We start from the raw sequence: 12359 nt of genomic DNA on the forward strand, positions 1-12359 counted from the left end.
TCATTCTAACCGCCGTTGACCACACTCGCGTAGCGATCGCAATCGCGAGTGTGGTCCATGACCATTCCCGAGGCCTGCATCAAGGCATAACAGATGGTCGGGCCGACGAAGGTGAAGCCGGCTTTCTTCAGGCCTTTGCTCATCGCTTGAGCCTCGGGTGTGATCGCCGGTACTTCGCTGCGATCCTTGAAATGATTGATTTTGGGCACGTTGTCGACGAAGGACCAGAGAAACCCCACCGGGTCTTCCAGCGCCAGCCAGGCTTGGGCGTTGCGCCGGGCGGCGTTTAGCTTCAGGCGATTACGGATGATTCCGGGGTCGAGCATCAATTGCTCGATTTCGGCGTCGCTCATCTGCGCCACGCGCTGCACATCGAAGCCGAACAGCACCTGTCGGTAATGCTCGCGTTTGCGCAACACGGTGATCCAGGACAGGCCAGCCTGGAACCCTTCGAGCAAAAGCAACTCGAACAAACCCTGCGCGTCCCGTAACGGCGTGCCCCACTCCTGATCGTGATAAGCCATGTACAGCGGATCTTCGGTACACCAAAAGCAGCGTGGCATAAGGCTCCAGGGGGCGTGCGCAGCCATGAATCGGGTATACTCCCGCTCTTTAAATCGCAGCCCAAGAAACAGGTGAATTTCGTGAGCCAGCCTACGCCAGCCGTGCGTACCTTCCAAGACTTGATCCTCGCCCTCCAGCAATACTGGGCCGAGCAAGGTTGCGTGGTACTTCAGCCCTACGATATGGAAGTAGGCGCCGGGACTTTCCACACCGCCACGTTTCTGCGTGCCATCGGCCCCGAAACCTGGAACGCCGCTTATGTGCAGCCCAGTCGTCGCCCGACTGACGGCCGCTACGGCGAAAACCCGAACCGCCTGCAGCACTACTATCAGTTCCAAGTGGTCCTGAAGCCCAATCCGGACAACTTCCAGGAACTGTACCTGGGCTCGCTCAAGCACGTCGGCCTGGACCCGTTGGTCCACGACATCCGCTTCGTCGAAGACAACTGGGAATCGCCGACCCTCGGTGCCTGGGGCCTGGGCTGGGAAGTCTGGCTCAACGGCATGGAAGTGACGCAGTTCACTTACTTCCAGCAAGCGGGCGGCATCGAGTGCTACCCAGTGACCGGCGAAATCACCTATGGCCTTGAGCGCCTGGCCATGTACCTGCAAGGCGTGGACTCGGTCTACGACCTGGTCTGGGCTGACGGTCCGTTCGGCAAGGTGACCTACGGCGATGTGTTCCATCAGAACGAAGTGGAACAGTCGACCTACAACTTCGAACACGCCAACGTCGACAAACTGTTCGAACTGTTCGACTTCTATGAAAGCGAAGCCAAGCGCCTGATCGAACTCGAAGTGCCGCTGCCGTTGCCGAGCTACGAAATGGTGCTGAAGGCTTCCCATACCTTCAACCTGCTGGATGCGCGCCGTGCAATCTCGGTGACCGCGCGTCAGCAATACATCCTGCGTGTACGCACCCTGGCGCGTTCCGTTGCACAAGCCTACCTGCTGGCCCGCGCCAAGCTGGGCTTCCCGATGGCGACCCCGGACCTGCGTGACGAAGTACTGGCCAAGCTGGAGGCTGCACAATGAGTGCTCAAGATTTCCTGGTAGAACTGGGCACCGAAGAACTGCCACCCAAAGCCCTTAATACCCTGGCCGATGCATTCCTGGCCGGAATCGACAAGGGCCTGCAAGCCGCCGGCCTGAACTATGAGACCAAAACCGTCTATGCGGCGCCGCGTCGCCTGGCGGTGCTGATCACCTCGCTGGCCACGCAGCAGCCCGATCGCAGCATCAACCTCGACGGTCCGCCACGCCAGGCGGCGTTCGATGCCGAGGGCAACCCGACCCAGGCCGCCCTCGGCTTTGCCAAGAAGTGCGGCGTCGAGCTGAGCGAAATCGACCAGAGCGGTCCGAAACTGCGCTACAGCCAGAGCATCGCCGGCAAGCCGACCGCCAGCCTGCTGCCGACCATCGTCGAAGACTCGCTGAACGACCTGCCGATCCCGAAGCGCATGCGCTGGGGCGCCCGCAAGGAAGAATTCGTTCGCCCAACCCAATGGCTGGTGATGTTGCTGGGTGACCAGGTCATCGACTGCACCATCCTCGCCCAGAAGGCCGGTCGCGAATCCCGTGGTCACCGCTTCCATCACCCGCAAAGCGTGCGCATCAGTTCGCCGTCCAGCTACCTGGCCGACCTGCGCGCCGCCTACGTGCTGGCCGATGCCAACGAGCGTCGCGAGATCATCAGCAAGCGCACCGAAGAGCTGGCGACTCGCCAGGAAGGCACCGCGATCGTGCCCCCGGCGCTGCTCGACGAAGTGACCGCATTGGTCGAGTGGCCAGTGCCGCTGGTGTGCTCGTTCGAGGAACGTTTCCTCGACGTGCCGCAGGAAGCCCTCATCACCACCATGCAGGACAACCAGAAGTACTTCTGCCTGCTGGATGCCGACGGTAAGTTGCTGCCGCGTTTCATCACCGTGGCCAACATCGAAAGCAAGGACCCGCAGCAGATCATTGCCGGTAACGAGAAAGTGGTCCGCCCACGCCTGACCGACGCCGAGTTCTTCTTCAAGCAGGACAAGAAGCAAAAACTCGAGGTTTTCAACCAGCGCCTGCAGAACGTGGTGTTCCAGGAGAAACTCGGGAGCGTTTACGACAAGGCCGAGCGCGTTTCCAAACTCGCCGCCTACATTGCCGCGCGCATTGGTGGCAACGCCTCCTGGGCTGCGCGTGCAGGCCTGTTGTCCAAGTGCGACCTGGCGACCGAAATGGTCGGTGAGTTCCCCGAAATGCAGGGTGTTGCCGGCTACTACTACGCCGTCAACGATGGCGAGCCGCAAGAGGTCGCCCTGGCACTGAATGAGCAGTACATGCCGCGCGGTGCCGGCGCGGAGCTACCGAGCACCTTGACCGGTGCGGCCGTGGCCATCGCCGACAAATTGGACACCCTGGTGGGTATCTTCGGCATTGGCATGTTGCCAACCGGCAGCAAGGACCCGTACGCACTGCGCCGTGCCGCACTGGGCGTGTTGCGCATCCTGATCGAAAAACAACTGGACCTGGACCTGAACGACGCCGTGGCGTTCGCCGTGAATGCGTTCGGTGCCAAGGTCAAGGCGGCCGGCCTGAACGAGGCGGTGCTGGAGTTCATCTTCGACCGTCTGCGTGCACGTTACGAAGACGAAGGCGTCGACGTGGCCACCTACCTGTCGGTTCGCGCCCTGAAGCCGGGCTCGGCCCTTGACTTCGACCAGCGTGTGCAAGCAGTACAGGCCTTCCGCAAATTGCCGGAAGCGGCAGCGTTGGCAGCCGTGAACAAGCGTGTGTCGAACCTGCTGAGCAAAGTGGAAGGCTCCGTGCCGACTGTGGTTGAGGCCAAGTATTTCGACAACGCCAACGAGTTCTCCCTGTACTCGGCGATCCAGCAAGCTGACCAGGCTGTGCAGCCAATGGCGGCGGCCCGTCAGTACAGCGAATCGTTGGCACGCCTCGCGGCGTTGCGCGAACCGGTGGATGCGTTCTTCGAAGCCGTGATGGTCAACGCCGATGACGCCAATGTGCGCGCCAACCGCTATGCGTTGCTGTCTCGCCTGCGTGGGCTGTTCCTCGGCGTTGCCGACATTTCGTTGCTGGGGTAAGCCTGTTTGAAACTGCTGATTCTCGATCGGGACGGGGTGATCAACTACGACTCCGACGCTTACATCAAATCGGTGGCGGAGTGGATACCACTCCCCGGTTCGATCGAAGCCATCGCGCAGTTGAGCAAGGCCGGCTGGACGGTAGCGGTTGCTACCAACCAGTCGGGCATCGCTCGCGGCTATTACGATCTCGCCACCCTGGATGCCATGCACGAGCGCTTGCGCACGCTGGTGGCGGAGCAGGGCGGTGAAGTCGGGCTGATTGTCTATTGCCCACATGGGCCGGACGAAGGCTGCGATTGCCGCAAGCCGAAACCGGGGATGTTGAAAACCATCGCCACACATTACGACGTGCCGCTGACGAATCTCTGGTTCGTCGGCGACAGTCTCGGTGACCTGGAAGCTGCCAAAGCCGTCGATTCTCAACCTGTTCTGGTGAAGACCGGGAAAGGCGAAAAAACGCTAGGCAAGACCCTGCCAGTGGGCACCCTGATTTTTGACGATCTTGCGGCGATTGCCGCAGAACTTATCCACAATTAGAGCGCTTTCGAATTCCTGACCAGGGATTGTTCGGGAGTGCGCTTTATATAGACGGGCAAAGCCCGCACGGTAAACGTCACCATGTCGATACTGCAGGCCATCAGAACTTTCCTCTTTTACCTGCTGCTGGGCACCAGCTCCTTGCTCTGGTGCAGCCTGAGCTTTTTTATCGCGCCGTTTTTGCCATTCAAGGCGCGCTATCGTTTCATCAACGTCTACTGGTGCCGATGCGCCCTGTGGCTGAGCAAGGTGTTCCTGGGTATCAGCTATGAAGTGAAAGGCGCCGAGAACGTGCCCGACCAACCCTGCGTGATCCAATCGAACCACCAGAGCACCTGGGAAACGTTCTTCCTCTCGGCCTATTTCGAGCCGTTGAGCCAGGTGCTCAAGCGCTCCCTGCTGTATGTGCCGTTCTTCGGTTGGGCCATGGCCATGCTGCGACCGATCGCCATCGATCGCGACAACCCCAAGGCAGCACTCAAGCACGTGGCGAAGAAGGGCGACGAACTGTTGAAGGATGGTGTCTGGGTGTTGATATTCCCCGAGGGCACCCGGGTTCCCTACGGCAGCATCGGCAAGTTCTCCCGTGGCGGCACGGCACTGGCTGTCAATGCATCGCTCCCCGTGCTGCCAATTGCACACAACGCAGGCAAGTTCTGGCCAAAAACCGGTTGGGCGAAGAAGCAGGGCGTGATCACCGTGATCATCGGCGAGCCAATGTACGCCGAAGGCAGCGGGCCTCGCGCCATTGCCGACCTCAACGACCGGGTGCAGGCCTGGAACGAACAGATGCAGAGGGAAATGGGCTCGCTTCCGCCTACGGCGCATGCCCCGCAGGAAGGCAATCAACTGCCGGCGTGAAATCTGTGGATAACCTGTGCGCCGTTTTGCTGGCGCTTGACGATATAACGACCTAATTAATTGATTTATATGCATATTTCTTAAGCTCATAAAACTTGGAAAAATGTGCATAGGTTTCTTGGGGTATAAAAAACCGGCTCATGGAGCCGGTTTTTTTGTGCGTAGAAATCCATATTTTTATGGGTGGAGTCAGCTCTGTAAATGACACCGCGCCCGCTGCTGCTCGCTACCCCGCAACACCTGGGGTTTCTCACAACCCGCAGTGCTCAGGCTGCAACGTTCACGAAAGAAGCAGCCCGTCGGCAGCTGACGGTTGCCTGGCAGCTCGGTCGGCGCCGCAACCTGCTCCCCATGCATGGCAACCCCCAGTCGCGGCACGGCGTCGAGCAACAGGCGGGTGTAGGGGTGGCGTGGCTGATCGAGTACCTGAGCGGCGTTGCCCAGTTCGACGATTTGCCCCAGGTACATCACCGCCACTCGATCTGCCATATGACGAACCACGGACACGTTGTGAGAAATGAGGATATAGGTCAGGTTGCGCGCGCGTTGAAGCTCTGCGAGCAGGTTGAGGATCTGCGCCTGAACCGAGATGTCCAGCGCCGAGGTCGGCTCGTCGAGGACGATGATGTCCGGATCGGAGGACAGGGCACGAGCAATGGCGATCCTCTGACGCTGACCACCGGAAAACTGGTGGGGGAAGCGGTCCAGGTATTCCGGCCTGATGCCAACCTGGGCTGCGACCCTGGCAGCGACTTCGCGCATGTGAGCCTGATTGACCTTCCCCCGGGCATATAAGGGTTCGGTGATGATTCGCCAGATCGGCAGGCGCGGGTCCAGTGAAGACTGCGGGTCCTGGAACACAATCTGCACGTTGCTGCTTTCACTTGCGCCATGGCCTGCCCAGTTCAGATCGCCACTGCTGGGCGGTATCAAGCCCATTAAAAGCTGTGCCAGCGTGCTCTTGCCGCAGCCCGACTCACCGACGATGCCCAGGGTTTCGCCCGCGCGAACCTGAAGGTCAATGCCATTGAGGGCATGGGCATAACCGCGCGGCCGACCCAGCCAATCGTTGCTGACCGGGAACCGCACGCGTACATCATTGAGCTCAAGGATCGAAGGGACCATTTGGGTTGCACCCTCTTGAACGGCACTGTTCATGATGAAAGCTCCTGGACGGGCAACCAGCAAGCGCTCTTGCGGTCCTCGTTGATGGCAATCAAGGGCGGGCGTTTGGCACACGTGGACATGGCGTAGGCGCAACGCTCCTGAAACGTGCAGCCCTCAGTTAGCGACGCCAGGTTGGGCACTTGCCCGGGGATGGTCAGCAATGGCTGGCCGGGCTCGACCATTTCCGGAAGGCCACTGAGCAGCCCGCGGGTATAGGGATGTTGGGGCGAGTGCATGACATCGACCGTGCGCCCTTCCTCGACCACTGCGCCGGTGTACATCACGTACACCCGGTCACAGAACTGGGACACCAGCGCCATGTCGTGGGTGATCAGCAGAATCGCGGTGCCCCGTTGCCGGGCCTTTTCTCGCAGCAGCAATAACACCTGGCGTTGCACCGTCACATCCAGGGCGGTGGTCGGCTCGTCGGCGATCAACAGTTGCGGTTCACAGGAGAACGCCAGCGCGATCATCACCCGTTGGCGCATGCCGCCGGATAATTCGAAAGGGTAACTTTCCAGTACATGCTCTGGGCTGGCGATGTGCATGTCGCGCAACAGGGCAATCGCCTTGAGCCGGGCCTGGGCCGCGCTGATTTGTTGGTGATGCATGATCACATCGAGCATCTGACGACCGATGCGCCGGGTCGGGTTCAGGGCGGTCATTGGCTCCTGAAAGATCATCGCCGCATCACGTCCGCGAATCTTCAGCAGTTCCTTTTCAGGTGTCGCCAGCATGTCGCGGCCCAGCATGTTGAGGCTGCCTGCGGTAATGCGATAGCTGCGCTCGGGGAGAAGACGCATGCTGAGCATCGCCGTGACCGACTTGCCCGAACCGGACTCACCCACCACACCGACAATTTCGCCGGGATTGACGTGCAAACTCACGCCATTAAGCGCCTTCACATTGTTTTTGTAAGCCGGGAATTCCAGGCTCAAGTTATCGATGGCCAGCACAGGGCTTGAAGTGTTCATCGTCATTTCCCCTGTTGCCGTGGGTCGAGCAGATCGCGAACGCCATCGCCCAGCAGGTTGAAGCCGGTGGCGGTGATCAGGATCGCCAGGCCTGGGAACGTCGAGTACCACCAGTTATCCAGGATGTAGTTACGCCCCGTGGCGACCATTGCGCCCCACTCGGCGGTAGGTTGCTGCGCGCCAAGACCGATGAAACCCAGGGCAGACGCCATGAGGATCGCGCTGCCGATGTCCAGGCTGAGTTGCACCAGCAACGGCGGCATCGCGTTGCGCGCCACGTGCCAATGCACGACATGCCAGCGCCCGGCGCCAAAGGTGTGGGCGGCCTTGACGTAACCCATCTGCCGAATGCTCAGGGCTTGACCACGGGCCAGGCGTACGTAGGACGGGATCCGTACCAGGGTAATCGCCAGCATGGCGTTGAACAGACTCGCCCCCAGCGCGGCGGCCAATGCCATGATCAGCACCAGGGATGGCACCGAGAGCATGATGTCCATCAGACGCATGACGAGCGCGTCAAAACGCCCGCCGATCACCCCGGAAAAACAGCCGAGCAACCCGCCAATGAAGCAGGAGGCAAAAGCCACGAACAGGCCAACCCCCACCGACTGTTGGCTGCCGAACAGCACCCGGCTGAACAGGTCGCGGCCCACTTCGTCGGTGCCGAACCAGTGCTCGGCAGATGGCGGCGCCAGGCGTTCGCCGAGGTTCAAGGTGTTCGGGTCATGACTGGCCAGCCATGGCGCGAAAATCATGCACAACAATACGATCGTGGTGATGAACAGCCCCGCCATGGTCAGCGGGCTGCGGCGGATCTGGTAGCCCAGGTAGGCGAGTTTTTCCGCCCAGCGCGCACGGGGCGCTGCCGTCAGATTTACGGACATTTCAATTCACCTCGCCGATGCGTGGGTCGATGACGCGATACAAAAGGTCGATGGCCATGTTCAACAGGACATAGATGAACGACACCAGAATGGCGAAGCCCATTACTGCCGGGAAATCCAGTGACTGGATCGACTTGACCACATATGCCCCCATGCCGGGCCAGGCAAACACGGTTTCGGTAAGCACCGCACCGTATAGCAGGTCACCGAGGGTCAGCCCGAGGACCGTCACCGAAGGGATGAGGGCATTGGGCAGCGCGTGACGCAAAATCACAGTCCAGCGGGACAGACCATAAGCGCGAGCGGTGCGGATGTAATCTTCACCCAGTTGATCGAGCATGGCAGAGCGGATCTGCCGGGCAACCACGCCCAGGGTCACGAAACCCAAGGTCGCGGCAGGAAGAATCAGGTGCTCGGCGGCATCGAGAAACAGCCCGATATCTGCGGCTAACAGCGAGTCAATCAGGTAAAAACCAGTGATGGTCGCCGGAGGCATAACCCCTTCGGACAACCGGCCGCCACCTGGCAGCCAGCCCAGATGGCCGTAGAAAAGGACGATGGCACCCAGGCCGAGCCAGAAGGCCGGCGTGGAAATACCCGTGACCGCCAGGGTCCGCGCGATCTGGTCGATCAGCCGGTTGTGGTAAACCGCGGATAACACGCCCAGTGGCACCCCGACCAGAATCGCCAGTGCGAGTGCCACCAGCGCCAATTCCAGCGTTGCCGGGAAAAAGGCCTGAAGGTCGTCCAGCACGGGACGGTTGGTACGGATCGATGTCCCCAGATCACCGTGCAGAAGGTCCATCAGGTAGCGGCCGTATTGTTGATACAGCGGCAGATCCAATCCCAATTGATGACGAATGCCGGCCACCAGGGCGTCGCTGGCGCGGTCGCCGGCGATCAGGCGAGCCGGGTCGCCCGGAATCAAGTGGGAAATCGAGAAGGTAATCAGCGAAACACCGAACACGACCAAAATCAGGCCGAACAGGCGCTTGCGCAACAACGTCAGGAAGGCCATCTGGCACCTCAGTCACACGAGCAATGAAATCAGAAGCCGCGCCAGCCCTTTTGGCTGGCGCGATGGAGCAGGGTTACTTGCTCATGCTGCCCAGGTTGAACACTTGTTCGAGCATGGGGTTGAACACGTAGCCCTTGACTGAATCACGCATCGGCAGGGTGTAGCTCTTCTGATAGAGGTACACATAGACACTGTCGTCGAGCACTTTCTTTTGCGCGGTCTGATACAGCTCGACTCGCTTGGCCGTGTCGCTGACAGCGGCCGCTTCACGGATCAGCTTGTCGACTTCCGGGTTGCTGTAGAACGAACGGTTACCTTGCAAACCCTGCATCTTGGAGTCGAACCAGAAGTTCATGAACATGTAGGGGTCAGCGAAATCCGGGCTCCAGCTACCGGCGGCAATGTCGTAATCGCCCTGGCCAACACGTTCACGCAGGGTAGCGTTGGCGGTCTTTTCCAGCTTGAGGTTGATGCCCAGCGGTGCGAGTGCCGCCTGCAAGGTCAGGCCGATCGGTTCCCAGTTGGCGTCCTTGTCGGAGTACATATAGTTCAGCGTGGTAATCTTCTGCGGCGCCTTGGCCAGGCTGTTCTTGGCGGCCGCCATATCCTGCTTCATGACAGGCAGCGAACTGTCGTAGGCCCACATGCCATCCGGGATCGGCCCGTTCAGCAGCTTGGCCTTGTCCTTGAGAATGCCTTTGACGATACCGTTGTAATCCACCGCTTCGGTGATGGCCCGGCGAGCGTTGACGTCGACCAGCGGACCCTTCTTGTTGTTCAAGTACAGGTAGGTCACGCGCAGCGACGGATATTCGCGCACAGCCACACCCGGCTTGGTGGCGAGCGCGCCCAGTTGGTCCTCGGGCATGTCTTCAATGATGTCCAGGTCACCGCGTTCCAGTTGCAGGCGGCGCACTGACGGCTCGGCGATGGTCTTGAGGATCACCGTCTTGAACGCAGGCTTGGCGCCGGCATAGTGCGGGTTCGGCTCCAGCGTCACGGACTGGCCCTTTTGCCAACTGCTCAGACGGAACGGGCCGGAACCTGCGGTATGGCTGGACAGCCACGCATTGGCTTCGGCGCCCTTGTCGGCTACCAGCGGGTTCACGATCGAGGCGCCGTTGTGAGCCAGGGTGAACAGGAACGGGGCGAATGGCGTTTTCAGGGTAAATCGGATGGTTTGCGGGTCGATCACCGCCACCACCATGTCCTCCGGGAATGCACCGGACGGCCCCTGCTTGAGGGTCATCAGACGATCAAAGGAAAACTTCACGGCATTGGCATCCACGGCCGTGCCGTCATCGAACTTGTTGCCAGGCTTGATCTTGAACTCCCAAACCAGGTTGTCTGGCGACACGGTCCAGCTTTCTGCCAGATCGCCGGTCACTTCGGTGCTGCTCTTGTCTCCATCGGTCTTGTAGGTCACCAGTCGCTGGTAGGACGGGTAAGTGATGGTCCAGTCGTTGTTGTCGAAGGTGACCGCAGGGTCCAGCGTCTGTGGGTCGGCGGGCTTGCCGATCACCAGGGTGTCTGGGGCTGTCGCCGCAGTGGCGGCCTGCCAAGCGCCCAGGCTCAACGCGCTGCATAAGAGGCCAAGCAGCAATTTGCTGCGTGGGAAGGTTTTGCTGCTCACGGTGTTCATTGGGGTCATGCCGGTTTCCTTGATCATTCGATGTATGGAAGTACGTCAGGTTTTTTATAAAAGCTATAACCGGGCAGTTGCAGGTGAAGCGGGTAAAGCTCATTTGTTGTTTTGGTAGTGCTGGCGAAACTCTGCGGTTTCGTTTTTCAGGTGATTGCGTTGCTTGAAAAAGAGGTCTGGTTGTCTTCCAGCAGCGGGTAGTTGTCGGCATCCGGGAGTTCGTAATGCCACCACTCGGTGTCAATCGCACGAAATCCGGATGCCAGCATGATCCCCAGCAGGAGCAGACGATTGCGCTGCACCTGGACGGGCAGGTCGGGGTAGAACGGGTGGGACTTCTCTTCCATGACATCGAAGCCGGTGCCCATGTCCAGCGGCTGCCCATCGCTATCAATCAGCGTCAGGTCCACGGCTACGCCACGGCTATGGTGAGAACCCAAATGTGGATCGCGCACGTAATTACCGTCCGGCAATGCTTCCCACAGCAGAAATTGGGCGAAGGGCGGACGGTAGGCGTCGTAGATACGCAGCGTGTAGCCCGCCAGCCGCGCCAGCTCACTGGCCTTGGCCAGGCAGTCGGCCGCCTGGCGATGCAGCAGGCAACGGGCGCTGGGGTAGATCACCTTTCCAGCCAGATTGTCGGCGCTGGCGTAGATCAGGTCGATTTGTACCTGATAACGCTCGGGATCAATCTCTACAAGGGGGCTGCTGTTCACGCAAAAACTCCATTGGGGTTGGGATGGATCTAACCTTCGAACTGACCAAAGGCTTTTTGCAATTGGCGATTTTTTGTCAGGCGCTCATCCAGGCGGTCGCCGTATTTTTCCGCAACGGCCGACACCATCAGGTTCAACAGACTGGCCAGCGGAGCAGGGGAGTCCCAGAACTGCCCGACATCGGTTTTAAGCTGCAACAGGTCCAACTGATAGTCACGGGCCCAGGGGCATTGCAGGTCGGTGATCAGTGCCATGGGCAGGTTGTTATCGATTGCCGCGTCGCAGAACGTGCGAGTCACGCTTGAGTAGGCACGGAAATCCGAAATGATCGCGTAGGGGTTTTCAAAGCCAGAATTGAGGGTCTCGGCGTAGATGCCCGACAGACCATCGACGTAGTAAACCTTCGGCCGGATGTACTCCAGGTGACTGTGAAATGCGGTCAGAATCCCGCGGGTCGACTGGATGCCCAGGATGAACACCGCGTCAGCTTCATGGATGCGCTGCACGATGTCGGCAAACACCCCCGTGCGCGCCAGCGCGTAGACGTGGCGGATGGCTTCGATCTCGCGACTCAGGGAACGGTCGAGTGCATCTTCGCGCTCGCTTTCAGTGCGGAAGGCGCCGATGCGGTCGGTAATCAACCAGGAGGCTGGCGCATCGCCGCGCAGGCTCTGTTTGACCTCATCAATATTCTGGTAACCCAGTGAACGAAAGAAACGACCCACGGAAATGCCGGTGGTGGAAGCCTGCTGCGCGATGCTGTCGGCTGACTCGAAAGGGAGCTGGTCCGGATTGCCCAACAGGTAGCTGGCGATGCGTTTGCCCGTAGGCGTCAGATTCGAGAACTCTTGCTCAAGCAACTGAAGGAAGCTGTTCTTTTCGGTCGACATCTCAGCACCACCGTTTGA

The 12359-nt window shown here is 59.9% G+C and carries 12 protein-coding genes; 4 read left to right on the forward strand and 8 right to left on the reverse strand.

What is annotated here, in order from left to right:
* Positions 1–5: 5 nt before the first annotated feature.
* A complete protein-coding gene (locus AB4N33_RS21625; protein ID WP_476458214.1) occupies positions 6–563 on the reverse strand; it encodes a DNA-3-methyladenine glycosylase I in 558 nt (185 codons plus the stop codon).
* Between the two features lie 81 nt (positions 564–644).
* Between AB4N33_RS21625 and glyQ the strand changes: the two genes are divergently transcribed.
* The 4 genes from glyQ (at position 645) to AB4N33_RS21645 (ending at position 5050) form a co-directional block, all read left to right on the forward strand.
* Entirely contained in the window at positions 645–1598 is a 954-nt protein-coding gene (gene glyQ, locus AB4N33_RS21630; RefSeq protein WP_460119423.1) for a glycine--tRNA ligase subunit alpha, read from the forward strand.
* Positions 1595–3649, forward strand: coding sequence for a glycine--tRNA ligase subunit beta (glyS, locus tag AB4N33_RS21635; protein WP_476458215.1), 2055 nt, complete (start codon positions 1595–1597; stop codon positions 3647–3649). The genes glyQ and glyS overlap by 4 nt, the downstream gene beginning before the upstream one ends.
* A gap of 6 nt (positions 3650–3655) precedes the next feature.
* Entirely contained in the window at positions 3656–4189 is a 534-nt protein-coding gene (gene gmhB, locus AB4N33_RS21640; protein ID WP_460119427.1) for a D-glycero-beta-D-manno-heptose 1,7-bisphosphate 7-phosphatase, read from the forward strand.
* A gap of 81 nt (positions 4190–4270) precedes the next feature.
* Complete coding sequence (locus tag AB4N33_RS21645) at positions 4271–5050, forward strand: lysophospholipid acyltransferase family protein (RefSeq protein ID WP_460140600.1); 780 nt, start codon at positions 4271–4273, stop codon at positions 5048–5050.
* A 189-nt stretch (positions 5051–5239) separates the two neighbouring features.
* Here the strand turns inward: AB4N33_RS21645 and AB4N33_RS21650 are convergent, their stop codons facing one another.
* The 7 genes from AB4N33_RS21650 to AB4N33_RS21680 form a co-directional block, all read right to left on the reverse strand.
* Positions 5240–6208, reverse strand: a complete 969-nt coding sequence (locus AB4N33_RS21650; protein ID WP_460140601.1) for an ABC transporter ATP-binding protein — start codon at positions 6206–6208, stop codon at positions 5240–5242.
* On the reverse strand, positions 6205–7191 hold the full coding sequence (locus AB4N33_RS21655; protein ID WP_476458216.1) for an ABC transporter ATP-binding protein: 987 nt from the start codon (positions 7189–7191) through the stop codon (positions 6205–6207). The genes AB4N33_RS21650 and AB4N33_RS21655 overlap by 4 nt, the downstream gene beginning before the upstream one ends.
* A 2-nt stretch (positions 7192–7193) precedes the next feature.
* The gene (gene ddpC, locus AB4N33_RS21660) at positions 7194–8075 is read right to left on the reverse strand and encodes a D,D-dipeptide ABC transporter permease (protein WP_476458217.1); all 882 of its coding nucleotides are present in this window, start codon (positions 8073–8075) and stop codon (positions 7194–7196) included.
* Position 8076: 1 nt separating this feature from the next.
* Positions 8077–9093: an ABC transporter permease gene (locus AB4N33_RS21665; protein WP_460119437.1), complete on the reverse strand. Its 1017-nt coding sequence runs from the start codon at positions 9091–9093 to the stop codon at positions 8077–8079.
* Positions 9094–9166: 73 nt separating this feature from the next.
* Complete coding sequence (locus tag AB4N33_RS21670; RefSeq protein ID WP_460119439.1) at positions 9167–10744, reverse strand: ABC transporter substrate-binding protein; 1578 nt, start codon at positions 10742–10744, stop codon at positions 9167–9169.
* Positions 10745–10881: 137 nt separating this feature from the next.
* Positions 10882–11451 (reverse strand): D-alanyl-D-alanine dipeptidase, encoded by a 570-nt coding sequence (gene ddpX / locus AB4N33_RS21675; protein WP_460119441.1) that lies wholly within the window; start codon positions 11449–11451, stop codon positions 10882–10884.
* Between the two features lie 29 nt (positions 11452–11480).
* Entirely contained in the window at positions 11481–12341 is an 861-nt protein-coding gene (locus tag AB4N33_RS21680; protein WP_460119443.1) for a MurR/RpiR family transcriptional regulator, read from the reverse strand.
* Positions 12342–12359: the final 18 nt, after the last annotated feature.

It is taken from the genome of Pseudomonas sp. S1_E05, assembly GCF_056337105.1.